The 23,037-nt window shown below is 74.5% G+C and carries 21 protein-coding genes and 1 pseudogene; 4 read left to right on the plus strand and 18 right to left on the minus strand.

From position 1 onward, the window contains the following. Positions 1–23: 23 nt before the first annotated feature. The gene (locus MJ876_RS18820; RefSeq protein ID WP_240238817.1) at positions 24–1,187 is read left to right on the plus strand and encodes an MFS transporter; all 1,164 of its coding nucleotides are present in this window, start codon (positions 24–26) and stop codon (positions 1,185–1,187) included. A 269-nt stretch (positions 1,188–1,456) separates the two neighbouring features. On the opposite strand, the gene carB is transcribed toward MJ876_RS18820, so the two are convergent. Beyond that, a complete protein-coding gene (gene carB / locus MJ876_RS18825; RefSeq protein ID WP_240238819.1) occupies positions 1,457–4,819 on the minus strand; it encodes a carbamoyl-phosphate synthase large subunit in 3,363 nt (1,120 codons plus the stop codon). Then, positions 4,819–5,963 (minus strand): annotated as a pseudogene (gene carA / locus MJ876_RS18830) (glutamine-hydrolyzing carbamoyl-phosphate synthase small subunit). Before carA ends, carB begins: the two are co-directional and overlap by 1 nt. Positions 5,964–6,050: 87 nt before the next feature. Here carA and MJ876_RS18835 point away from each other — a divergent pair. Next, a complete protein-coding gene (locus MJ876_RS18835) occupies positions 6,051–6,962 on the plus strand; it encodes a hypothetical protein (RefSeq protein WP_240236700.1) in 912 nt (303 codons plus the stop codon). A 30-nt stretch (positions 6,963–6,992) separates the two neighbouring features. Here the strand turns inward: MJ876_RS18835 and MJ876_RS18840 are convergent, their stop codons facing one another. Continuing rightward, on the minus strand, positions 6,993–7,982 hold the full coding sequence (locus tag MJ876_RS18840; RefSeq protein WP_240236699.1) for a sulfotransferase: 990 nt from the start codon (positions 7,980–7,982) through the stop codon (positions 6,993–6,995). A 107-nt stretch (positions 7,983–8,089) separates the two neighbouring features. On the opposite strand from MJ876_RS18840, the gene MJ876_RS18845 reads away from it, so the two are divergent. Continuing rightward, a complete protein-coding gene (locus tag MJ876_RS18845) occupies positions 8,090–9,112 on the plus strand; it encodes a metallophosphoesterase (protein WP_240236698.1) in 1,023 nt (340 codons plus the stop codon). A 35-nt stretch (positions 9,113–9,147) separates the two neighbouring features. Here MJ876_RS18845 and MJ876_RS18850 read toward each other — a convergent pair whose 3' ends face one another. The 5 genes from MJ876_RS18850 to MJ876_RS18870 form a co-directional block, all read right to left on the minus strand. Further along, positions 9,148–10,458: a dihydroorotase gene (locus MJ876_RS18850; RefSeq protein ID WP_240236697.1), complete on the minus strand. Its 1,311-nt coding sequence runs from the start codon at positions 10,456–10,458 to the stop codon at positions 9,148–9,150. Then, on the minus strand, positions 10,455–11,387 hold the full coding sequence (locus tag MJ876_RS18855) for an aspartate carbamoyltransferase catalytic subunit (RefSeq protein WP_240236696.1): 933 nt from the start codon (positions 11,385–11,387) through the stop codon (positions 10,455–10,457). Before MJ876_RS18855 ends, MJ876_RS18850 begins: the two co-directional genes overlap by 4 nt. Continuing rightward, positions 11,384–11,938 carry a bifunctional pyr operon transcriptional regulator/uracil phosphoribosyltransferase PyrR gene (gene pyrR, locus MJ876_RS18860; protein WP_374202475.1) on the minus strand — a complete coding sequence of 185 codons (555 nt, stop codon included), beginning with the start codon at positions 11,936–11,938 and terminating at the stop codon, positions 11,384–11,386. The genes MJ876_RS18855 and pyrR overlap by 4 nt, the downstream gene beginning before the upstream one ends. Before the next feature lie 76 nt (positions 11,939–12,014). Continuing rightward, positions 12,015–12,842, minus strand: coding sequence for a DUF1206 domain-containing protein (locus tag MJ876_RS18865; RefSeq protein ID WP_240236695.1), 828 nt, complete (start codon positions 12,840–12,842; stop codon positions 12,015–12,017). Positions 12,843–12,849: 7 nt separating this feature from the next. Then, positions 12,850–14,259, minus strand: a complete 1,410-nt coding sequence (locus tag MJ876_RS18870; RefSeq protein WP_240236694.1) for an NAD(P)/FAD-dependent oxidoreductase — start codon at positions 14,257–14,259, stop codon at positions 12,850–12,852. Between the two features lie 53 nt (positions 14,260–14,312). Between MJ876_RS18870 and MJ876_RS18875 the strand changes: the two genes are divergently transcribed. Next, positions 14,313–15,113: a tryptophan 2,3-dioxygenase gene (locus MJ876_RS18875; protein ID WP_240236693.1), complete on the plus strand. Its 801-nt coding sequence runs from the start codon at positions 14,313–14,315 to the stop codon at positions 15,111–15,113. Between the two features lie 105 nt (positions 15,114–15,218). On the opposite strand, the gene MJ876_RS18880 is transcribed toward MJ876_RS18875, so the two are convergent. From MJ876_RS18880 to MJ876_RS18925, 10 genes are all read right to left on the minus strand, one after another. Further along, complete coding sequence (locus MJ876_RS18880) at positions 15,219–16,736, minus strand: hypothetical protein (RefSeq protein ID WP_240236692.1); 1,518 nt, start codon at positions 16,734–16,736, stop codon at positions 15,219–15,221. A gap of 55 nt (positions 16,737–16,791) precedes the next feature. After that, positions 16,792–17,280 (minus strand): transcription antitermination factor NusB, encoded by a 489-nt coding sequence (nusB, locus tag MJ876_RS18885; RefSeq protein ID WP_240236691.1) that lies wholly within the window; start codon positions 17,278–17,280, stop codon positions 16,792–16,794. Positions 17,281–17,283: 3 nt separating this feature from the next. Further along, the gene (gene efp / locus MJ876_RS18890) at positions 17,284–17,847 is read right to left on the minus strand and encodes an elongation factor P (protein WP_240236690.1); all 564 of its coding nucleotides are present in this window, start codon (positions 17,845–17,847) and stop codon (positions 17,284–17,286) included. Between the two features lie 44 nt (positions 17,848–17,891). Further along, positions 17,892–18,065, minus strand: a complete 174-nt coding sequence (locus MJ876_RS18895; protein WP_240236689.1) for a CsbD family protein — start codon at positions 18,063–18,065, stop codon at positions 17,892–17,894. 79 nt (positions 18,066–18,144) lie between these two features. Further along, positions 18,145–18,570 carry a type II 3-dehydroquinate dehydratase gene (locus MJ876_RS18900; RefSeq protein WP_240236688.1) on the minus strand — a complete coding sequence of 142 codons (426 nt, stop codon included), beginning with the start codon at positions 18,568–18,570 and terminating at the stop codon, positions 18,145–18,147. Then, positions 18,567–19,718, minus strand: coding sequence for a 3-dehydroquinate synthase (gene aroB / locus MJ876_RS18905; protein WP_240236687.1), 1,152 nt, complete (start codon positions 19,716–19,718; stop codon positions 18,567–18,569). The genes MJ876_RS18900 and aroB overlap by 4 nt, the downstream gene beginning before the upstream one ends. Then, positions 19,715–20,227 carry a shikimate kinase gene (locus MJ876_RS18910; protein WP_374202472.1) on the minus strand — a complete coding sequence of 171 codons (513 nt, stop codon included), beginning with the start codon at positions 20,225–20,227 and terminating at the stop codon, positions 19,715–19,717. Before MJ876_RS18910 ends, aroB begins: the two co-directional genes overlap by 4 nt. Further along, positions 20,224–21,420 carry a chorismate synthase gene (aroC, locus tag MJ876_RS18915; protein ID WP_240236686.1) on the minus strand — a complete coding sequence of 399 codons (1,197 nt, stop codon included), beginning with the start codon at positions 21,418–21,420 and terminating at the stop codon, positions 20,224–20,226. Before aroC ends, MJ876_RS18910 begins: the two co-directional genes overlap by 4 nt. A 13-nt stretch (positions 21,421–21,433) precedes the next feature. Next, complete coding sequence (locus MJ876_RS22380; protein ID WP_240236685.1) at positions 21,434–22,162, minus strand: A24 family peptidase; 729 nt, start codon at positions 22,160–22,162, stop codon at positions 21,434–21,436. A gap of 1 nt (position 22,163) precedes the next feature. Further along, positions 22,164–23,033, minus strand: a complete 870-nt coding sequence (locus MJ876_RS18925) for a shikimate dehydrogenase (RefSeq protein ID WP_240236684.1) — start codon at positions 23,031–23,033, stop codon at positions 22,164–22,166. Positions 23,034–23,037: the final 4 nt, after the last annotated feature.

A 23,037-nucleotide genomic window follows, 5' to 3' on the forward strand; every position in this document is an offset into this window, starting at 1 on the left:
GCCGACCTGCGAGGATGCGCCGCGTGCGCGACTCCCGGGCCCTCGCCGGTGTGCTCGGCGTCCTGCTGGCGACCGGCTGGGCGGCGAACCACTTCTCGGCCACCATCCCGGTCCTGACCGGGCGCGAGGGCCTGTCGGTCACGCTGATCGACGCCGTCTTCGGGCTGTACGCCGTGGGGCTGGTGCCCGGCCTCTTCCTCGGCGGCGGTCTCTCCGACCGGTGGGGCCGCCCGGCCGTCGTCCTGCCCGGGGCGCTGCTCGCGGCGTGCGGGACCGTCGTCCTGCTGACCTGGCACGAGCCGGCGGGTCTGCTGCTGGGCCGCTTCGTCGTGGGTCTCGGCGCCGGGCTCACCACCGGGGCCGGCACGGCCTGGGCCGGGGATCTCGGCGGCACCCGCGGGACCGTCCTCGCCGGGGTGTTCCTCACCGCCGGCTTCGGCTTCGGTCCGTTGACCTCCGGGGTCGTGGCGCAGTTCCTGCCGCTGCCGCTCGTGCTGCCCTTCGGGCTGTCGCTGGTGCTCTCGCTGGCGGCCGTCGCGGCCGCCGTCCGGTGGAGCGTGCCGGTGACGCCCCGGCCCGTCCGTCGCACGGCCGACTCACCCGCGCCGCCGCCGGTCGAGGCGCACCGCGGCGTCGGGGTGACGCTGGCCTGGTCGGTGCCCGTCGCGATCGTGGTGTTCGCGAGCGCGACCGTCGTCCTTGTGACCCTGACGCCGCGGCTGCCCGGTGACCTCGACGGCCCGCTGCTCATGGGTGTCTCGGCCATCCTGTCCCTGGGCAGCGGGATCGCGGTGCAGACGCTCGCGCGGCGCCGCGGCTTCGGGCCGCGGGCCGGGGTCGTGGGCCTGCTGTTCTCCGCGCTCGGCTTCGCGCTGCTCGCCGCCGGGGGCTCCACGGTGGGGCTGCCGCTGTTCGTCACCGCGTGCGTCGTGATGGGTGCCGCCTACGGCCTCTGCCTGCGGGAGGGCCTGCTGGACGTCGAGTCCCTCGCCCCGCCCGCCCGGCGCGGCGTCCTGACCGGCTTCTTCTACGTCGTCACCTACGTCGGGTTCGGCCTGCCGCTGCTGCTGACCGTCCTCACGCCGTCCGTGGGCGTCCTCTGGCCCCCCGTCGTCCTCAGCGGCGTCGCGCTCGCCCTCGCCGCCCTCCGCACCACCCAGCTCGCCGCCGGCCACCCCGCCCGCTGACGCCCGCCGGGTCGGCACGTCTGCGCACCGAACAGGGCTCGAGTCGGCACGTCTGCGCAGCCCACACGGCTCGAGTCGGCACGTCTGCGCAGCCCACACGGCCCGAGTCGGCACGTCTGCACCGCACGGAGCTCGAGTCGGCACGTCTGTGCCCGCGACTCCCCGCCAGCGCCCCGACCTGCGCAGACGTGACGACTCGACGTCCTCAGCCTGCGCAGACGTGCCGACTCGGCGTCCTCAGCCTCCGCAGACGTGCCGACTCGACGTGCCTAGCGACCCAGCCGGGCGGCCCAGCCCTGGAGGGACTCGACCTGGATGTCGCCGCGCCGGGCGGCCTCGATGCCCTGGACGGCGGCGCCGAGGCCCTGGACGGTGGTGAGGCAGGGGACGTTCGACATCACCGCGGCGGTGCGGATCTCGTAGCCGTCGAGGCGGGCGTTCTCGGTGCCCGCGCTCGCCTGCGCCGAGCCGTACGGCGTGTTGATGATGAGCTGCACCTGGCCGCTCGTGATCATCTGCACGGTCGTCGGCTCGCCGTCCGGTCCCTCGCCCTCGTGGTGCTTGCGGACGACGGTGGCCGGGACGCCGTTGCGCCGCAGCACCTCCGCCGTCCCCTCGGTGGCGAGGATCTCGAAGCCCATGTCGGCGAGGACCTTCACCGGGAAGATCATCGACCGCTTGTCGCGGTTGGCCATCGACACGAAGACCCGGCCGGACGTCGGCAGCGGGCCGAACGCCGCGGTCTGGGCCTTGGCGAAGGCGCGGCCGAAGTTCGCGTCGACGCCCATGACCTCGCCCGTCGACTTCATCTCGGGGCCGAGGACGGTGTCGATCTGGGCGCCGTCCGGGGTGCGGAACCGGTTGAACGGCATCACGGCCTCCTTGACCGCGATCGGCTGGTCGGGCGGCAGCGTGCCCCCGTCGCCGGTCGCGGGCAGGACGCCGGCCGCGCGCAGCTCGGCGACCGTCTCCCCCAGCATCACGCGGGCGGCGGCGCGCGCCAGCGGCGTGGCCGTCGCCTTCGAGGTGAACGGCACCGTCCGCGACGCGCGCGGGTTGGCCTCGAGCACGTAGAGGATGTCGGAGCCGAGCGCGAACTGGATGTTCAGCAGCCCCCGGACGCCGACCCCGCGGGCGATCGCCTCGGTGGCCTCGCGGATCCGCGCGACCTCCCGCTCGCCGAGCGTGATGGGCGGCAGCGCGCACGAGGAGTCGCCGGAGTGGATGCCGGCCTCCTCGATGTGCTCCATCACGCCGCCGAGGAACAGCTCGGTGCCGTCGAAGATCGCGTCCACGTCGACCTCGACGGCATCGTCGACGAACCGGTCGACGAGCACCGGCGCCGTGGGTCCGATGAGCCCGGCGGCGACGTACTTCGTGAGGTAGGTGCGCAGCGACTCCTCGCCGTACACGATCTCCATGCCGCGCCCGCCCAGCACGTACGACGGCCGCACCAGCACCGGGTAGCCGATCGAGCCGGCGATGCGCCGCGCCTCCTCGAACGACGTGGCGGTGCCGTGCTGCGGCGCCACCAGGCCGGCCTCCGCGAGCACGCGCCCGAAGGCGCCACGGTCCTCGGCGAGGTCGATGGCGTCGGGCGACGTGCCGACGATGGGGACGCCGGCCGCGGCCAGGCCCTGGGCGAGCCCCAGCGGGGTCTGGCCACCGAGCTGGCAGATGACGCCGGCGACGGGCCCGGCGGCCTGCTCGGCGGCGATGACCTCGAGCACGTCCTCCAGCGTGAGCGGCTCGAAGTAGAGCCGGTCGGAGGTGTCGTAGTCGGTCGAGACGGTCTCGGGGTTGCAGTTGACCATCACGGTCTCGTAGCCGCCGCCGGGGATCGACTCGTCGGCCAGCGCGAGCGAGGCGTGCACGCACGAGTAGTCGAACTCGATGCCCTGCCCGATCCGGTTCGGCCCCGAGCCGAGGATGACCACGGCCGGCTTCTCGCGGGGCCGCACCTCGGTCTCCTCGTCGTACGACGAGTAGTGGTACGGCGTCGCCGCGGCGAACTCGGCCGCGCAGGTGTCGACCGTCTTGTAGACGGGGCGGATCCCGAGCGCGTGCCGCACGCCGCGGACGACGTCCGGGGTGTAGCCGCGGATCTTGCCGATCTGCGCGTCGGAGAACCCGTGCCGCTTCGCCTTGCGCAGCAGGGTCGGGGTGAGCTCGTCGGCGGCGGTGACCTCGACGGCGATCTCGTTGATCAGGCTGAGCTGATCGAGGAACCAGGGGTCGATGCGCGTGGCCTCGAAGACCTCCTCGAGGCTCGCGCCGGCGCGCAGGGCGTCCATGACGAGCTTGAGGCGACCGTCGTGCGGCGTCCGGATCGCGTCGAGCAGCTCGTCCTTCTCGAGGTCGACCCACTCCTTCGACCAGTCGAAGACGGCGTCGGGGCGCTCGAGGCTGCGCAGCGCCTTCTGCAGCGCCTCGGTGAAGTTGCGCCCGATGGCCATGGCCTCGCCGACCGACTTCATGTGGGTCGTCAGGGCCGGGTCGGCGCCGGGGAACTTCTCGAACGCGAAGCGCGGCACCTTCACCACGACGTAGTCGAGCGTCGGCTCGAAGCTCGCCGGCGTGCTCTGCCCGTCGGGACGGGTGGTGATGTCGTTGCCGATCTCGTCGAGCGTGTAGCCGATCGCGACCTTGGCGGCGATCTTGGCGATCGGGAACCCGGTCGCCTTGCTGGCCAGCGCCGAGGACCGCGAGACCCGCGGGTTCATCTCGATGACGACGATGCGTCCGTCCTCGGGATTCACCGCGAACTGGATGTTGCAGCCGCCGGTGTCGACGCCGACCTCGCGGATCACGCCGATCGAGATGTCGCGCAGCCGCTGGTACTCCCGGTCGGTCAGCGTCATCGCCGGCGCGACGGTGATCGAGTCGCCGGTGTGCACGCCCATCGGGTCGAGGTTCTCGATCGAGCAGACGATGACGACGTTGTCGGCCTTGTCGCGCATCACCTCCAGCTCGTACTCCTTCCAGCCGAGGATCGACTCCTCCAGGAGCACCTCGGTGGTCGGGCTGGCGGCCAGGCCCGCGCCGGCGATGCGCCGCAGGTCGGTCTCGTCGAACGCCAGGCCGGAGCCGGCGCCGCCCATCGTGAAGCTCGGCCGGACGACGACCGGGTAGCCGAGTTCGGAGACCCCGGCCAGGCAGTCCTCCATCGAGTGGCAGATCGCGCTGCGGGCCACCTCGGCGCCCCACTCGGGGGGCAGGTCCTCGACGATCCGCTTGAAGGTCTCGCGGTTCTCGCCCTTCTCGATCGCGTCGATCGAGGCGCCGATGAGCTCCACGCCGTACTTCTCGAGGATGCCCTCGGCGGCGAGGTTCATCGCGCAGTTGAGCGCGGTCTGCCCGCCCAGGGTCGCCAGCAGCGCGTCGGGGCGCTCGCGGGCGATGACCTGCTCGACGTACGCCGGGGTGATCGGCTCGACGTACGTCGCGTCGGCGAACTCGGGGTCGGTCATGATCGTCGCCGGGTTGGAGTTCACCAGGACGACCCGGATGCCCTCCTCCTTCAGCACCCGGCACGCCTGCGTGCCGGAGTAGTCGAACTCGCAGGCCTGGCCGATGACGATCGGCCCGGAGCCGATGACGAGGACGCTGGAGATGTCGTCGCGCTTGCCCATCAGCGAGCACCTCCCATGAGGTCGCAGAACCGGTCGAACAGGTACGCCGCGTCGTGCGGCCCGGCCGCGGCCTCGGGGTGGTACTGCACCGAGAACGCCCGCAGCCTCTCCGCGTCGTCGCGGAGCTCGAGGCCCTCGACGACGTCGTCGTTGAGGCAGACGTGGCTGACGCTCGCCGCGCCGTACGGCGTGGCCGTGACGGCGTCCAGCGGCGCGTCGACCGCGAAGCCGTGGTTGTGGGCGGTGACCTCGACGCGCCCGGTGGTGCGGTCCATCACGGGCTGGTTGATGCCGCGGTGGCCGTAGGTGAGCTTGTAGGTGCCGAAGCCGAGCGCGCGGCCGAACAGCTGGTTGCCGAAGCAGATCCCGAAGTACGGCAGACCCTCGTCGAGCGCCCCCTGCAGCAGGGCGATCTGGTCGGTCGTGGCGGCCGGGTCGCCGGGGCCGTTGGAGTAGAAGAGCCCGTCGGGCGAGACGGCGCGGACGTCGTCCAGCGAGGCGGTCGCGGGCAGCACGTGCACCTCGACGCCGCGGGCGGCGAGCATCCGCGGGGTGTTGGCCTTGATGCCGAGGTCGAGCGCGGCGACGCGCAGGCGGGCGGTGCCCTCGGCGGGGACGACGTACTGCTCGGCGGTGGTCACCTCCCCCGCCAGCTCGGCGCCGGCCATCGGCGCCGACGCCTGCACGCGCTCCAGGAGCGCGGCGGCGTCGGTGGTCGGAGAGGATATGCCCCACCGCAATGCGCCGCGCTCGCGAGGTGGCGGGTGAGCGCCCGGGTGTCGACCCCGGAGATGCCCACCACCCCCTGCTCGCGCAGGGCGTCGTCGAGCGAGGCGTTCGCACGCCAGGACGACGGGCGGCGCGCGGGATCGCGGACGACGTACCCCGCGACCCAGATGCGACGCGACTCCGGGTCCTCGTCGTTGACGCCGGTGTTGCCCACGTGCGGGGCCGTCATGACGACGACCTGCCGGTGGTAGCTCGGGTCGGTGAGCGTCTCCTGGTAGCCGGTCATGCCGGTCGAGAACACGGCCTCGCCGAAGGTCTCCCCCTCGGCGCCGTAGGACTCCCCGGTGAACGTGCGTCCGTCCTCGAGCACGAGGATCGCAGGCGAGACCACGCCGTACCTCCTTCTCCGCCTCACGGGACGGCCAGTTAAAGGATGTCGGTCGGCGCGACCCTACCAGCGCGGCGACCCACCCATTCCTGACCGTTTCACTACACTTCGGCCATGACCGTCCTCGACCTGGGCCTGCCCTTCCTCGACGAGCCGCGCGTGGTCGTCCCCGCGCCCGACGCGGGCCCCGGCAACTGGAGCGGGGCCGCGTCCGCCGTCCTCGTCGACGGCGTGACCTACCTCACCTACCGCGTCCGCCGCCCGCTCACGGAGGGCCGCGGGGTCGCGGTCGTCGTCGCGGCGTCGCCGGACGGCGTCGCCTTCGAGACCGTGTGCGAGGTCGAGCGGGACGAGTTCGGGGCGGAGTCCTTCGAGCGTCCCGTCGTGCTGCGGCGTCCGGACGGCGGCTGGCGCCTCTACCTGTCGTGCGCCACCCCCGGCTCGAAGCACTGGTGGGTGGAGGCCCTCGACGCCGACACCGTCGAGGAGCTGCCCCGGGGGCGCCGCACCGTGACCCTGCCCGGTGACGAGACCGTCGGCGTCAAGGACCCCGTCGTCGCGGTGGACGACGCCGGCGGCTGGCACCTCTGGTCGTGCGACCACCCCCTCACCGACACCGGGGAGGAGGACCGCATGTCGACGTCGTACCACTCGAGCTCCGACGGCCTGGCCTGGACGCGGCACGGCACCGTCCTCTCCCCGCGGTCCGGCATGTGGGACGCGCGGGGTGCCCGGGTCACCGCGGTGGTGTCGCTCGACCCCCTCGTCGTCCTGTACGACGGGCGCCCCCGCAAGGAGGACAACTGGCACGAGCGCTGCGGGGTCGCGACCGGGGAGCCCGGTGCCGGCCCGGCCTCGGCGCTGACGAGCCGGACGACGCAGCCGCTGGCCTCCCAGGACTCCGACGGCGCCTGGCGGTACGCGGCGACGGTCCGGCTGCCCGACGGCCGCCTGCGCTGCTACGCGGAGATCGCACGCCCGGACGGCGCGCACGACCTGGTGACGGGGATCCTCACCGGCTGGTGAGGCCCCGGCGCGGGGCGGACCCGGCCGGGCTCAGCCGGCCTGGCCGACCCGCTGCTGCTCCTCCGCCTGGCGGGTGGCGAACGACCCGCCGTCGCGGTGCAGCAGCCACTCGGAGAAGTCCTGCCCGGTCAGCTCGGTCAGCAGCGCGATGTCCTCGCGGTGCGGCTCGAGGAGGAGCGAGCGCTGCTCGGGCGTGAGGCTGGGGCGACCGCCCTCGCCGCTGCGCTGGAGCTGACGGACCAGCGGGCTGCTGGCCCTGCGCCACGCCTGCGGCGGTGCGAACTGGCCCGCCCACGCCCCGGCGCGGATGACGGGGCCCAGGAGCCTCGTGCGCAGACCGTCCTCGACGAAGGGTCGCGAGTTGTCGGCAGGGATGGTCTCGATCTCGACGGGCGGGACGCCGAGGAAGTCGAAGACCCGTCGCAGGGTCGGTCCGGGCGAGGCGACCAGCTCCTTGTAGCGGAGCAGGAGCACCTGGTCCGCGGGGACGTGGTCGTACAGGTCCGCCAGCTGCCGGCCGTACATGCCCAGCGACGAGTAGTGCCAGAACGGCGCCCAGCCCTGGTCGATGCGCCACTGCTCGCGCTTCACGGCCTCGACGACGTCGCACCGGGGCTCGAGCCCGTCCATCCACAGGTGCATCCAGTTGGAGTACGCCCGGTCGACCGGGTCCCGGAGCACGGCGACGAGCTTCGCGTCGGGGTTGTCCGCGGCGATGCGGCGCCGCGCGTCGCGGTTGTACAGGTAGAACGGCGTGCTCTCACCGCGCAGCGCGCCCTCGGGGGCGCCGTCGAACAGGGCGAGGTAGCGCTCGCGCTGCCAGACCCACTCCTGGTTGCTGTGGGCGTCGCCCGGGCCCTTGTACGCCGGCGGCGGCGAGTCGCCGCACATGTAGTACTTCGGCTCCTTCGGGCGGGACAGGAACAGCCCGGGGTGCTGCTCCAGCGCCTTGTGCAGCGCGCTCGTGCCCGCCTTCGGGGCGCCGATCAGGAAGAAGTCAGGGCCGCGGCGTCGTGCCATGACCAAAGTGTAGTCATCTGATCGACTTGGTGGCCATGGCTGCACCGGACCGCGCCGGCGCCGAGACCCCCTCCCGCGGCGTCGATGGCCGCTGAGACAGTGGGGTCATGGCCCTCCCCCGCCTCGCGGCCGTCCTGGCCGTCCCCACCCTCGCCCTCGGCCTCCTGCTCGGCTCCGCCACGCCCGGAGTCGCCGCCGACCCCGAGGACGACCCGCGCTTCACCCTCGCCGTCATCCCCGACACCCAGGACGAGGTGGTCCGCGCCGACGACGGCCGCTTCGCCCAGCGCACCCGCTGGCTGGCCGACCGTGCCGCCGCCGACGACCTGCGCTTCGTGCTGCACACCGGTGACGTGGCGAACTGGGGCTGGGCGGCGCCCGAGCAGCTGTCGCGGGCCAAGGCGGCCATGCAGGTGCTGGGCGCCGCGGGCGTCCCGTGGCAGCTCGCGCTCGGCAACCACGACAGCCGCCGGCACGGGTGGGACGGGCAGGGTGGCTACGGCCGGTTGCCCTACGTGCAGAACCCCGAGTGCACGCAGCGGTTCGCCGCCGCGTGCACCGACGCCGCGCTGCTCCGACGGACCGACGAGACCGACGAGGCGTTCGCGCGGGGCTTCGCCGGGCGCTTCGAGGCGGACTCGATCGCCAACGCCTACCGGCGCTTCGACGCCGGCGGGCTGCGGTGGATGGTGCTGAGCCTCGAGCCGTGGCCCCGCGCCGAGGTGGTGGCCTGGGCCAACCGCGTCGTCGCCCAGCACCCGCGACGCAACGTCGTCATCGCCACCCACAGCTACCTCGCGGACGACGGCTCCATCGCCACGTCCGCCGAGTACGGCGACACCAGCCCGCAGCAGCTGTGGCAGCAGCTGGTCTCGCAGCACGCCAACATCAAACTCGTCTTCTCGGGCCACACCGGCGCCGCGGCGTACCGCACGGACACCGGGGTGCACGGCAACCGGGTCGCGTCGTTCCTCGGCGCCTTCCACTCCCCCGACGCCAACCCGGTCCGGCTCGTCACCGTCGACCCGGAGGCCGGTGCCGTCTTCTCCCGCTTCCGCGTCCCGTCCACCGGCGGGCACCTGTCGCAGTACGACGCCTACGTCAACGGGCTGGACTTCGTGCGCCCCTGACCCGACCGGGGTCGTCCCCGACCGTCGGGCCGCGGTCAGACCGCGTGGGTGACCCGGCCCCGCAGCACGGTCGCCCGCACCCGACCGACGAGCTCGCGCCCGTGCCAGGGGTTGTTGCGCGACAGCGAGTACGTCGCGTCCCGGTCGACCCTGACCCGCGCCGACGGGTCGACGAGCACGACGTTCGCCGGCTCCCCCACGGCCAGCGGACGGCCCTGGCCGGCCAGGCCGGCGATGCGGGCCGGGTTGGCGGACATCACCCGGGCGACGTCGTCCCACCCGAACGGGCCTCCCTCGGCACCGGCCACCATCACGGTCGACACGACCGCCAGGGCCGTCTCGAGCCCGACCATGCCGAACGCGGCGTCGGTGAACGCGTGCTCCTTGTCGTGCCGCGCGTGGGGGGCATGGTCGGTGGCGACGGCGTCGATGGTCCCGTCGGCCAGGGCGGCCCGCAGGGCGGCGACGTCCTCGGCGGGGCGCAGCGGCGGGTTGACCTTGTACGTCGGGTCGTAGCCGGCGAGCTCGTCGGTGGTGAGCAGCAGGTGGTGGGGGGTGACCTCGGCGGTGACCGGCAGCCCCTGCGCCTTGGCCCAGCGGAGCACCTCGACCGTGCCGGCGGTCGAGACGTGGCACACGTGCACCCGCGAGCCGGTGTGGCGGGCGAGCATGACGTCCCGGGCGACGATCGTCTCCTCGGCGACGCCGGGCCAGCCGGGCAGCCCGAGCCGCCCCGAGGTCTCGCCCTCGTGGCAGCAGGCGTCGGGCCCGGCGAGGGTGGGGTCCTGGGCGTGCTGGGCGACCACGCCGCCGAACGCCTTGACGTACTCCAGGGCCCGTCGCATCACCCGGGCGTCGGCGACGCAGCGCCCGTCGTCCGAGAACACCCGGACGGCGGCCCGCGACCGCGCCATCAGCCCCAGCTCGGCGAGCTGCTGGCCCTCCAGGCCATGGGTCACGGCCCCGACCGGCTGGACGTCGACGAGCCCCGCGGCGCGCCCGAGGTCGAGCACGCGCTCCGCGGCCTCGGCGGTGTCGGTGACCGGCGAGGTGTTGGCCATCGCCAGGACGGCGGTGTAGCCCCCCGCCGCCGCGGCCCGCGAGCCGGTGGCGACCGTCTCGGCGTCCTCGCGGCCGGGCTCGCGCAGGTGGGTGTGGAGGTCCACCAGCCCGGGCAGGGCGACCAGGCCGTCGGCGTCGAGCACCTCGGCGTCCCCGGGCGCACCGGCGTCGACGCCGGACCCGGTCGCACGCACGAGCCGCTCGGCCAGCAGCAGGTCGCCGCGGGTGCCGTCCGGCAGCGTCGCACCGCGCACCAGGAGCGGCCGGTCGGTCGTCTCACTCACGCGGGTTCCTCCCCAGCGAGCAGGTGGTAGAGCACGGACATGCGGACGGCGACGCCGGCCGAGACCTGGTCGAGGACCATTGACTGGGCGGCGTCCGCGGCGTCCGCGGCGATCTCGAGGCCCCGGTTCATGGGGCCGGGGTGCAGCACGGGCACCTCGTCGCCGAGCAGGGCGAGGCGGTCACGGGTCAGGCCGTAGCCGACGGTGTACTCCCGCGCGGTCGGGAAGAACCCGCCGCTCATGCGCTCGCGCTGGACCCGCAGCATCATCACCGCGTCCGCGTGGGGCAGCGCGGCGTCCAGGTCCCAGGAGGTGGCGAACCCGTCCTGCTTCGCCCAGGCCTCGACGCCCGACGGCATCAGGGTGGGCGGCGCGACGACGGTGACGCGGGCGCCGAGCCGGGTCAGCAACCGGACGTTGCTGCGGAACACCCGGCTGTGGGTGAGGTCGCCGACCAGGACGACGTGCCGGTCCGCCAGGTCACCGAGGCGGCGGGTCAGCGTGTAGGCGTCGAGCAGCGCCTGGGTCGGGTGCTCGTGGGTGCCGTCGCCGGCGTTCACGACCGACGCGTCCACCCACTCGCTGATCCGCTGCGCGGCGCCGCTCGCCCCGTGGCGGACGACGAGCGCGTCGACCCCCATCGCCGCGATCGTGAGCACGGTGTCGCGCAGGCTCTCGCCCTTCGACGCGGAGGACCCCTTGCCCGTGATGTTGATGGTGTCCGCCGAGAGCCACTTGCCCGCGATCTCGAAGCTGGATCGCGTCCGGGTGGAGTCCTCGAAGAACAGGTTGATGACGGTGCGGCCCCGCAGGGCGGGCAGCTTCTTCACCGCCCGCCGCTGGACGTCGTGCATCTCCGCGGCGGTGGCGAACAGCACGGCGACGTCGTCGGTGGTCAGGTCGTCCACGCTCAGCAGGTGTCGCCTCATCCGATCAGCACCTCGTCGCGGCCGTCGGTCTCCTCGAGCCGGCAGCCGACCCGCTCGGCGAGGGCGCTCGGGAGGTTCTTGCCGACGTGGTCGGCGCGGATCGGCAGCTCGCGGTGGCCGCGGTCGACGAGCACCGCGAGCCGGACGGCGGCCGGCCGGCCGAGGTCGGCGAGCGCGTCGAGGGCCGCGCGGACCGTGCGCCCCGAGAACAGGACGTCGTCCACGAGCACGACGACCTTGCCGTCGACGCCGCCGGGGGGCACCTCGGTGTGGTGCACGCCGCGGGTGGGCTGGCGGCGCAGGTCGTCGCGGTAGAGGGTCACGTCGAGGGACCCGGTGGCGACCGGGGCGCCCTCCACCGCCTCGATCCGCTGCGCGATGCGACGCGCGAGCGGGACGCCGCGCGTGGGCAGCCCGAGCAGCACCAGGTCGGTGGCGCCGCGGTTGCGCTCGAGGATCTCGTGCGCGATCCGGGTCAGCGCCCGGGACACGTCGCGGGCGTCCATGACGGCGCGGCCGTGCTCGTCGAGCTCGGTGGGGACTCCGACCACTCCGGCCACCCCGACCTCCTTCCCCGCCTCACGGGACGGTGACTTAAAGGACGTCTGTGCGCGGGTGACCCTACCCCTACCGCGAGAGGTGCCGGGCCCGCGCGAAGCAGAACAGGCCGAAGCACCCGATGCCGAGCGCCACCGCGAGGAGCAGCCACGGGCCGTACGGCAGGTCCAGGAGGCTGGCCAGGCCGTCGTCCAGGCCGCCCGACTGCCCGGACTCGTGGGTCGCGGCGGCGACCGCGAACAGGACCCCGACCAGGCCGATCGCGATGCCCTTGCCGATGTAGCCGACCTTGCCGACCAGCAGGTACGCGCGGCCGGCGTCCCCGGTGCGTCCCTCGGTCGCCAGCTTCTCGGCGTGCTTGCCGGAGACGCCCTTGCGCACGTGGTCCGCCGCGACCGCCAGGATCACCAGCGCGACCAGGCCGACCAGGAGCTGACCGCCGGGCAGGTTCATGATCCGGGCGGTGAGGGCCTCCTCGCCGCCCCCGCCGCCGTTGCTGCGCAGCGGCCCCGTCGCCGTGGTCGCCGCGGTGATGCCGAGGACGACCCAGCCGGACGCCTTGCCCACGTCCGTCGCCCGGTGCCGCCACAGCTCGGCGCCGTCCTCGCCGCGGTGGCCGGCGACGAGCTCGATGGCGCTCCACACGACCAGCAGCAGCATCCCGAACGCGATGAGCCACAGCGCCGCGCGGCCGAAGAGCTGCTCGGCCACCGCCTCCATGGCGCCCGAGCCGCTGGGCGCCTCGGAGCGGTCACCGAGGGCGAGCTGCACCGCGAGGGCGGCGATCACGAGGTGGACGACGCCGTACAGCACGAGCCCGAGGCGGGCGGCGCGGTCGACCCAGTCGGAGTTCCGCGCCTGCCGGGCCGTGGCCCGGGCGTCGGCGGCGGCGGTCACGGGCGCCTCACCCGAGCTCGTCGAGGGCGGACTCGACGGCCCGGTGGAAGGTCGGGTAGGCGTAGATCATCGAGCGCAGCGTCGCGGTCGGGACCCGGGCGTGGACGGCGAGCGCCAGCAGGCCCAGGATCTCCCCGCCGGACGGCCCGGCGGCCGTGGCCCCGACGAGGACCCCGGCGTCGGCGTCCTCGACGACCTTGATCACTCCCCTGGCCCCCGGGCCGTGGGTGAACCCGCGGGACGACGCCTCCAGCGGCGTCACCCCGACCCGGACGGTGAGCCCGGCGTCACGGGCGGCCTGCTCGGTCATCCCGACGCCGCCGACCTCGGGGTCGGTGAAGGTCGCGTGCGGCACGGCGTGGTACTCGGCCGGGTGGTGCTCCGCGCCGGTGACGTCGGCCAGGGCGACCGCGGCCTGGTACATCGACACGTGCGTGTACGCACCCTTGCCGGTGATGTCGCCGATGGCCCACAGCCGCTCCCCGGCCCGCATCCGCTCGTCCGTCTCCAGGGTGCGCGCGGACGGGTCGAGGCCGATGGTCTCGAGGCCCAGGTCGTCGAGGTTGGGGGTGCGCCCGGCGGCGACGAGCAGCTGGTCGGCGACGAGCTCCTCGCCGTCGTCCAGGGACAGGGTGAAGGTGCCGTCGGCGTAGGACGCCCGCGTCACCTCGGCGCCGGTCATCACGCGGATGCCCTCGGCGACGAAGACCTCCTCCAGCAGCCGGCCGGCCTCGGGCTCGTCGCCGGCGAGCAGGCGGTCGCCGTGCTGCACGACCGTGACCCGGCTGCCGAAGCGGGCGAAGGTCTGGGCGAGCTCGCACCCGATCGGGCCACCACCGAGGACGACCAGGCTGCCGGGCACGTGGTCGGCGCGGACTGCGTCCCGGTTGGTCCAGTACGGCGTGTCCGCGAGGCCCTCCACGGGCGGCGCGGCGGGGCGGGTGCCGACGTTGAGCACGACGCCACGGCGCGCCTCGAACGTCGGGCCGGCGGAGCCGTCGGGGAGCTCGACCGCGACCGTCCCGGTGCCGGTCAGGCGCCCGATGCCGTGGTACACGGTCGCGCCGGCGTCGGTGAGGCGGTCGACGGCGACGGTGTCGTCCCAGTCGGCTGTCGCCTCGTCGCGGACGCGGGCGTGCACGGGCGCCCAGGACGGGCTGACGCTCACCTCGCCCGCGAGCTCCGACACCCGGCCGGCCTCGGCGAGGGCGTCGGCCGCGCGCAGCATCATCTTGGAGGGGATGCAGCCGTAGTAGGGGCACTCGCCGCCGACGAGGTGACGGTCGACCACGACGACCTCGAGACCGGTCGCGGCGGCCCCGGAGGCGAGCGACTCGCCGCCCGGGCCCGCGCCCAGGACCACGAGGTCCACCTGCGTCGCTGCGCCGTCGTCGGCGCCGTCCTGGGGGCTGCTCATCGGGTCTCCTCGCTCATGGTCGCCAGCATGCCGGTTCTGGTTGGGTGGTGCCCGTGGACCCCGGCACCGATTCGTTCGTCTCGTTCGGCGAGCAGGGGGCGCAGCTGACCTACGGCAGCTACCTGCGCCTGCCCGACCTGCTCGACGCCCAGCACCTCGAGTCGGACCCGCCGGCGCACGACGAGCTGCTGTTCATCACGATCCACCAGGTCTACGAGCTGTGGTTCCAGCAGCTGCTGCACGAGCTGGAGGCGGTCCGGGCCGCGATGACGTCCGGCGAGCTGTGGCGCGCCCAGCACCTGCTCGGGCGGGTGCACGTCATCGAGCGCGTGCTGGTCGAGCAGGTCGACGTCCTCGAGACGATGACGCCGCAGGACTTCGCGACCTTCCGCCAGCGCCTGGCCCCGGCGAGCGGGTTCCAGTCCGTGCAGTTCCGCGAGCTGGAGTTCCTCTCGGGCGCGCAGGACCCGGGCTACCTGCGCCGCTTCCGCGGGCTCACCGCCGAGGAGGAGTCGCGGCTCGAGCGGCGGCTGTCGGAGCCGACGCTGTGGGACGCGTTCCTGGACGTCCTGCGCGCCGCCGACCTGCCCACCGACGACGACGAAGCGGTGCTGTCCTCGATCCGCTCCCTGGCGCACGACCGCAACCGGTACGGCGCCGCCTGGGCGCTGTCGGAGGCCCTGCTCCAGCACGACGAGCTCGCGGCCGGCTGGCGCGCCCGCCACGTCGTGATGGTCGAGCGGATGATCGGCGCCAAGTCCGGCACGGGCGGCTCCAGCGGCGCGGCCTACCTGCGCGGCCGCCTCGACCTCCGCTACTACCCGCTCCTGTGGGAGGTCCGCAGCACCCTGTGAGGCCTGCCGTCCCGAGGGGTCCCTGGCCAGGCCGTGGCCGACCTGGCTCCCGTCGACAGGCTCAGGACACCGCCTCGACCACCGGACGGGTCAGGCGGCTCGCGGTCACAGGGCCGAGGCCATGCCCGCGCAGGCGCGGAGCCAGGAGTCGCGGGTGCTCCGCGACAGCTGGGCGTAGGGGATCTCCGAGCCGGAGACCAGCGACGGGTCGTAGGGCACCCGGTAGACCTCGCGGGTGCGCTGCTCGTAGACCTGCATGAGGTCGTGGGCCAGCGTGGCGTCGACGCTGGGGCTGGGGTCGGACAGCACCGTGATCGTGCGGTGCTTGAGGTCCTGGTAGCCGGCGTCCTGCAGGGCGTCGAGCATCCACAGGCCGCTGTAGCCGGTGTCCTCACGGACCGTGCTGGTCACGACGAGCAGGTCGGCGGCCTCGGCGGCGGCGAGCCAGTTCTCGGCGCGCATGTTGTTGCCGGTGTCGACGAGGATGACCCGGTAGAACCGTTCGAGCAGCTGGTGGACGGCGGTGAAGTCCTTCGCACGGATCGTGCCCGTCACGTCCGGCCGCTCGTCGGAGGCGAGGACGTCGAAGTGCGCGTCGCCCTGCGCCCGCACGAACGCCCCGAGGTCACCGATGCGCGACTGGTAGACGTCGCTGAACTTCTCGAGGTCCTCCAGCAGCTCGCGGGTGGTGTTGCGGTGCGTGCTGCGCATCGCGCGGATCCCCAGCGTGCCGCGGGTCTCGTTGTTGTCCCACGCGACCACCGTGCCGCCGCGGACGGTGCCGAACGTGTAGCCGGCGGCCAGCACCCCCGTCGTCTTGGCCGCGCCGCCCTTCGGGTTCAGGAAGGCGATGGTGCGCGGGCCGTCGAAGTCCTTCTGGATGACCCGGCGGTAGTCCTCGTGGACCATCTCCGCCGGACCCATCTGGGGCGAGACCAGGCCGCCCGACCAGCGACGCACCCGGCCGCGCCAGCCCCACGTGGCGGGGCCGTACTCCACGACGTCCGCGCGCCGGTCGAGGAAGTCGGTGGCCGTCATGAAGCGACGCGGCTCACCCTCCGGACCCTGCTGGGGGCCTGGCGCCTCCGGCAGGGGGCCGGGCTGCTGCTGCCAGCCGGGCGGCGGGCCCTGCCGACGTCCCGGCTGCTGGGCCGGCTGCTGGGCCGGCTGCTGGGCCTGTTGCTGGGCCTGTTGCTGGGCCGGCTGGCCCCATCCCTGCGGCGAGGCGGGACCCGGGCTCCAGCCCGGTGATGTCTGCTGCTGCTGCTGCGGCTGCTGCGGCCACGCGGGCGGGGCCTGCTGGGCCGAGGGTGCGGCGGCGATGCGGGTCTGCTCCGCGCCGCCGCCCTCGACCGGGCGGGCGGGGCCGGGGGCGTTCGGGTCGGGCACCGGACCCGGGCGCGCCTCCTCCGCGGGTCGACCGGGGCTCGGGGAGCCCCCGACCATCGGGTCGGTGAGGGGGTCGCCCGTCACCGGCCGGCCGGACGGCGTCGGCTCCGCCTCGAGCCGGGCGCCGTAGTCGGCGAGCTCCTCGGTCGTGTACAGCCGCTCGCTGGTGTCGGGCTCGTGGGCGGGGTCGTGCCGACCCTCACCCTGCTCGCTCCCGCCCTGCTCCTGCGACATGCTGGTCCCCCTCGTCTCGCGGCCTCACGCACCGTCTGCCCGCTGGGCCCGAACGTTAGTCCTCCGACGGCCCGTCCTCGTCGACATCCGGGAGGTCCGGCCCCGGCGTCGCGTCGGTCCCGGTGTCCCCGACCGCCTCCAGCTCGTCGGCGACGGAGGCGAGGACCCCGTTGACGAAGGGCGGCGACTCGTCGGTGGAGAGGTCGCGCACCAGCGCGACCGCCTCCGACAGGGCGACCGGGCTCGGGACGTCGTCCACGGCGAGGAGCTCGTACACCGCGAGGCGCAGCACGTTGCGGTCCACGGCGGGCATGCGGGCCAGCGTCCAGCCGCGGCTGTGACGGGTCAGCAGCTCGTCGATCCGGTCGCGCTGCTCGACGACGCCCCGCACGAGGGTCTCGCTGTACGGGTTCGTCGGCGCGTTGCCGTCGGTGACGAAGGCCTCCAGGGTCACCAGGGGAGGCTCGCCGCGCAGCTCCGCGGCGTAGAGCACGTCGAGGGCCCGCTTGCGCGCCTTGGAGCGCGCGGTGGTCCGGGTCGCCATCGGCTAGGAGCTCACCCGTCCGAGGTAGGAGGAGTCGCGGGTGTCGACCTTGACGCGCTCACCCGCGGAGATGAAGAGCGGCACGTTGATGGAGTGGCCGGTCTCCAGCGTGGCGGGCTTGGTGCCGCCGGTGGACCGGTCACCCTGCAGGCCGGGCTCGGTGTAGGTGATCTCGAGCTCGACGGAAGCGGGCAGCTCGATGTAGAGCACGCGACCGTCGTTCGTGGCGACGATGGCCTCGCCGTTCTCGAGCAGGAAGTTCTTCGCGTCGCCGACGATCTCCGGCGACACCTCGAGCTGCTCGTAGGTGCCGGTGTCCATGAAGACGTACGACGTGCCGTCGTTGTAGAGGTACTGCATGGTGCGCTTGTCGACGTTCGCGACCTCGACCTTGACGTCCGCGTTGAAGGTGCGGTCCACCGTCTTGCCGGACTCGATGTTGCGGATCTTGGACCGCACCACCGCGCCGCCCTTGCCGGGCTTGTGGTGCTGGAACCACATGACCTGCCAGAGCTGACCGTCGAGCCGCAGGACCATGCCGTTCTTGAGGTCGTTCGTCGTCGCCATGCCCAGCAGTCTAGGAGCGGCGGGGCATGGCGACCGACCCGGGCTCAGCGCTTGAAGGCGTCCTTGACCTTCTCGCCGGCGTCCTTGAGGTTCGCCTTCGACTGGTCGTTCCGGCCCTGGCGCTCCAGGGCGTCGTCACCGGTCGCCCTGCCGACGGCCTCCTTCGCCTTGCCGGCCAGCTTGTCCTTCGTGTTCTCGGCCTTCTGCTCGTCGCCCACGCGCGTCTCCCGATCGGTCGCAGCCTCTGCCCGCGGGGCCCCGCGGGTCCCACGACGGTAGCGGCGGGCGGGCGCCGCGTCAGCCCGCGAGGAAGGCGAGCGCGTCGCGGTAGCCGTCGACGCCGCGGCCGGCGATGACGGTGGCGGCGTGCGGCGTGACGAGCGAGGTGTGCCGGAACTCCTCCGGGCGCTGCTTCGGTTCGGAGATGTGCACCTCGACCAGCGGGGCCTCGAGCTGGGCGCAGGCGTCGTAAAGGGCGTAGGAGTAGTGCGTCCAGGCCGCGGCGTTGAGGACGACGGGCACGGCGTCGTCCGCGGCGGCGTTGAGCCAGTCGATCATCTGGCCCTCGTGGTTGGTCTGGCGCACCTCGACCTCCTGGCCCCGCTCGCGGCCCCAGGCGACGCAGCGTGCGGCGAGCTCGTCGTGGGTGGTCGAGCCGTAGATCTCGGGCTGGCGACGGCCCAGGCGCCCGAGGTTGGGTCCGTTCAGCACGAGCACCTTCATCGGGGTCCTCCCAGCGCGGCGTACGCCTCGGCCAGCACGGCCGGGTCGGGGTCGGTGAGGATGCGGGGCGAGCCGACGTCGTCCAGCACCACCAGGCGCAGGCTCGCGCCGCGCGCCTTCTTGTCGACGCGCATGACGGCGAGCAGGTCGTCGAACGACGCCGCGTCGTACGTGGTCGGCAGGCCCAGCCCGGCGAGCACGGCCGCGTGGCGGTCGGCGACGTCGTCGGCGAGCAGCCCGCTGCGGCGGGCGACCTCGGCGACGAACACCGAGCCGATCGCGACGGCCTCGCCGTGACGGACCGTGTAGTCGGAGGTCCGCTCGACCGCGTGGGCGAGGGTGTGGCCGTAGTTGAGGGCCTCGCGCCCGGGGTGCCCGCCGGCGCCGCCGGTCTCCCTGAGGTCGCCGGCGACCACGTGGGCCTTGACCCGCACCGCGCGCAGGACGAGCTCCGCCAGCACGTCGCCGGACGGGTCCAGCGCCGCACCGGGGTCGGCCTCGGCGATCTCGAGGATGCCGGGGTCGGCCACGAAGCCGCACTTGACGACCTCGGCCATGCCGGCGACCAGCTCGGGTCGGGGCAGCGTCGTGAGCAGGTCGAGGTCGCACACGACGGCGGCGGGCTCGTGGAAGGCGCCGACGAGGTTCTTGCCGGCGCCGGTGTTCACGCCGGTCTTGCCGCCGACGGCCGCGTCGACCATCGCGAGCAGGGTGGTGGGCACGTGGACGACGGCGACCCCGCGCAGCCAGCAGGCGGCGACGAAGCCCCCGAGGTCGGTCGTCGCTCCCCCGCCGAGGGTGAGGACGGCGTCGCTGCGGGTGAAGCCGGCCTCCCCGAGCCGCTCCCAGCAGCGCTCGGCGGTGGCGACGGTCTTGGCGACCTCCCCGTCGGGGACGGCCAGCGGCAGCACCGTCACGTCGTCCAGGGCGTCGGTCACGGCGTCGCTGAGCGCCGCGGCACGGTCGGCCAGCGGCTCGGGATGGACCAGGGCCACCCGCCGTACACCGGGCAGCAGGTCGGCGAGCAGGCGCGGGACCTCGGCGAGCAGCCCGCGGCCCACGAGGACGTCGTACGGCGCGGCGGTCGCGACGCGCACCGCCTCCACCCCGGCCCCGGACCCGGCCCCGGCCCCGGGAGCCTGGGTCACGCCCGTACCTCGACGGCGTCGCGGACGGCCTCGGCCACGGCGGCGGAGTCGAGGTCGTCGGTGTCGACGACGACGCTCGCCACCGCGGTGTAGACGGGCGCGCGCTCGTCGAGGATCGCCTTGAGGCGTCCGCGGACGTTGCCGAGCAGCAGCGGCCGGGCGGAGCCCAGGCCGACCCTCGACACGGCCTGCGTCAGTCCGACGCGGAGGAAGACGACGGTGTGGCCGGCCAGCCGCTCGCGGGTCTCGGAGTCCATGACGGCGCCGCCGCCGAGGGCGAGGACGCCGTCGTGCTCGGCGAGCGCCGTCGCCACGGCCTCCCGCTCGAGGGCCCGGAACCGGGCCTCGCCCTCCTCGACGAACACGTCGGCGACGCTGCGGCCCGCCGTGGTCTCGACGTCGGCGTCGGTGTCGCGGAACCCGACGCCCCAGGCCTCGGCGAGCAGCGGGCCGACGGTGCTCTTGCCGGCGCCCATGGGGCCGATGAGCACGACGCGGGGTCCGCTCACGGCTGCTGCCACTTCGCCGCGATCGCCTCGAGGTAGGTCCGCGCGTTGCGGCGGGTCTCCCCGAGGGAGTCGCCGCCGAACTTCTCCAGCGCGGCGTCGGCGACGACGAGGGCGACCATCGCCTCGGCCACGACGCCCGCGGCGGGCACCGCGCACACGTCCGAGCGCTGGTGGTGCGCCACGGCCTCCTCGCCGGTGGCGACGTCGACGGTGCGCAGGGCCCGCGGGACGGTCGCGATGGGCTTCATGGCCGCGCGGACGCGCAGCGCCTCCCCGGTGGTCATGCCGCCCTCGGTGCCGCCGGCACGGCCGGTCACCCGCGAGAACGAGCCGGCCTCGTCGCCGTGGACGATCTCGTCGTGGGCCAGCGAGCCGGGGGTCGCGGCGAGCGCGAAGCCGTCGCCGACCTCGACGCCCTTGATGGCCTGGATCCCCATGAGCGCCCCCGCGAGGCGGGAGTCGAGCCGGCGGTCCCAGTGCACGTGCGAGCCGAGACCGGGCGGCAGCCCGTGGACGACGACCTCGACGACGCCGCCCAGGGTGTCGCCGTCCTTGTGGGCCTCGTCGACACGGGCGACCATCGCGGCGGACGCCTCGGGGTCCAGGCAGCGCACCGGGTCGGCGTCCAGGCGCTCGACGTCGTCGGGCACCGGGACCACGCCCGCGGGCGCGGCGACGCCGCCGAGCTCCACGACGTGCGAGACCACGTGGGCGCCGAGGGCGTGCTCGAGGAACGAGGCGGCCACGGTGCCGAGGGCGACGCGGGCGGCGGTCTCCCGGGCGGAGGCGCGCTCGAGGACGGGCCGGGCCTCGTCGAAGTCGTACTTCTGCATGCCGACCAGGTCGGCGTGGCCGGGCCGGGGCCGGGTGAGCGGGGCGTTGCGGGCCAGGGAGGCGAGCTCCTCGGCGTCGACCGGGTCGGCCGACATCACGCGCTCCCACTTCGGCCACTCGGTGTTGCCGACGCCGATGGCGACGGGTCCGCCCTGGGTCAGCCCGTGGCGGACGCCGCCGACCAGGGTGACCTCGTCGGCCTCGAACTTCATCCGGGCCCCGCGGCCGTAGCCGAGCCGGCGGCGGGCCAGGGCCGAGGCGACGTCGGCGGTGGTGACGGGGACCCCGGAGGGCAGTCCCTCGAGGATGGCGACCAGGGACGGGCCGTGGGACTCCCCCGCGGTGAGCCAGCGCAGCATGGGGGCGAGTCTGTCACGGGCCGCTGACGGCCCAGGACCCCGCTGCCGGGCCGAGCAGGACGCCGACCACGACGCCCAGCAGGAGGAACGGCCCCAGGGGGTAGGCGCGGCTGCGCCGGCGGTCGAGCAGCCGCAGCAGCAGGCCGCCGACGCCGCCCAGGAGCAGGCCGGACCACAGCCCGAGCAGGAGCGGGGCCCAGCCGAGGTGGCCGAGCACGATCCCGATCAGCCCGGCCAGCCGCACGTCGCCGTACCCCAGCGAGGCCGGCGAGAGCAGCCACAGCAGGAGGAAGAACCCGCCGCCGACGGCCCAGCCGAGGGCGGAGCCGACGACGCCGTCCCAGTCGCCGGAGACCGGGCGGCCCAGCAGCGCGAGGGGGACGACGACGGCGTACGTCGGGAAGACGAGCCGGTTGGGCAGCATCCGCGTGCGCAGGTCGACGTACGCGAGGACGACGCCGGGCGGGACGAGCACGAGCAGCAGCACCAGCGCCCAGGTGGCGCCCGTCGCGGCGGCCAGGGCGGCGCCGAGGATCCCGGCGACCACCGCGGCGCCGGCGCGGAGGCCGCGGGCCGCGCCGATCGCGGCGTACGTCGGCCTGGGGGCCTCGTCGTCGCGGCGGGCGGGCGGCTCCGTCGGCTCGGGCAGCCGGGCGACGCCGGCCGCGACCGGCAGCGTGGCCAGGGCGCAGAGGAGCGCGCAGGCGACGACGAGCACGGGGCCGTCGGCGAGCGGGGCCACGTCAGGCCCGGGTGGCCAGCGCGGCCAGGCCCGCGTCGCGCATCGCGCCCAGCGGCGCCGCGTGGCCCGTGAACAGGGCGAGCTGCAGCGCGGCCTGGTGGACGAGGAGGTCGAACCCGCTCACGAGGACGGCACCGGTGGCCTCGGCGGCGCGGGCCAGCGGGGTCGGCCAGGGGTCGTAGAGGGCCTCGAAGACCGCACCGGACGCCCCGGCCGCCACGACGCAGGCGGCGACCAGCTCCTCGGACTGCGCGGCGGCGGGCACCGTGGACACGACGAGGTCACCGGTCACCGTCGACGGCTCGAGCAGGTCGATCTCCACCCTCGGTGCTGCGGGGTGCGCCCGCACCGCCGCGGCCGCCTCCTCCGCGCGGCCGGGCTCGCGCACGCAGAACCGCACCACCTCGGCCCCCAGGTCGGCGGCGGCGAGGGCGAGCGACGCCGCCGTCGCTCCCCCGCCCAGCACCGCCACCCGGCGGGGCAGGACGTCGCGCTCGGCCAGCGCCGCGACCGCCCCCGGCACGTCGGTGTTGTGCCCGTGCACCGGTCCGACGACCCCGCCGGACCCGGGGTCGAGCACGAGGGTGTTGACGCCGCCGGCGCGCGCCGCGGCGTCGTCGAGGCTGCCGCGCCGCTCCGCGAGGGCGTGGGCCTCCCGCTTGAGCGGCATCGTCACCGACAGCCCCCGCCACCCCTCGCCCGAGCCGAGGAGCTCGTCGACGAACCCCGCGAGGCCACCCGCCGGCACCCGGTGCGCGGTGTAGCGGCCCGCGAGCCCGAGGGCGTCGTACGCCGCGGCGTGCAGCACCGGGGACAGCGAGTGCGCGACGGGGTCGCCCACCACGCCGCAGCGGATCAGGGCAGCGGGCACCAGA

Origin of the sequence: Nocardioides sp. CFH 31398 (genome assembly GCF_022436705.1) — a bacterium.
Taxonomy (GTDB): Bacteria; Actinomycetota; Actinomycetes; order Propionibacteriales; family Nocardioidaceae; genus Nocardioides.

What these genes read in the sequence shown, in the direction of transcription:
- MJ876_RS18840 (WP_240236699.1), bottom strand. Translation starts at nt 7,982, where the DNA reads ATGGCACGACGCCGCGGCCCTGACTTCTTCCTGATCGGCGCCCCGAAG.
- MJ876_RS18835 (WP_240236700.1), top strand. Translation starts at nt 6,051, where the DNA reads ATGACCGTCCTCGACCTGGGCCTGCCCTTCCTCGACGAGCCGCGCGTG.
- MJ876_RS18870 (WP_240236694.1), bottom strand. Translation starts at nt 14,259, where the DNA reads ATGAGCAGCCCCCAGGACGGCGCCGACGACGGCGCAGCGACGCAGGTG.
- carB (WP_240238819.1), bottom strand. Translation starts at nt 4,819, where the DNA reads ATGGGCAAGCGCGACGACATCTCCAGCGTCCTCGTCATCGGCTCCGGG.
- efp (WP_240236690.1), bottom strand. Translation starts at nt 17,847, where the DNA reads ATGGCGACGACGAACGACCTCAAGAACGGCATGGTCCTGCGGCTCGAC.
- MJ876_RS18845 (WP_240236698.1), top strand. Translation starts at nt 8,090, where the DNA reads ATGGCCCTCCCCCGCCTCGCGGCCGTCCTGGCCGTCCCCACCCTCGCC.
- MJ876_RS18900 (WP_240236688.1), bottom strand. Translation starts at nt 18,570, where the DNA reads ATGAAGGTGCTCGTGCTGAACGGACCCAACCTCGGGCGCCTGGGCCGT.
- MJ876_RS18880 (WP_240236692.1), bottom strand. Translation starts at nt 16,736, where the DNA reads ATGTCGCAGGAGCAGGGCGGGAGCGAGCAGGGTGAGGGTCGGCACGAC.
- aroC (WP_240236686.1), bottom strand. Translation starts at nt 21,420, where the DNA reads ATGCTGCGCTGGCTCACCGCGGGGGAGTCCCACGGCCCGTCCCTGGTC.
- nusB (WP_240236691.1), bottom strand. Translation starts at nt 17,280, where the DNA reads ATGGCGACCCGGACCACCGCGCGCTCCAAGGCGCGCAAGCGGGCCCTC.
- MJ876_RS18855 (WP_240236696.1), bottom strand. Translation starts at nt 11,387, where the DNA reads ATGAGGCGACACCTGCTGAGCGTGGACGACCTGACCACCGACGACGTC.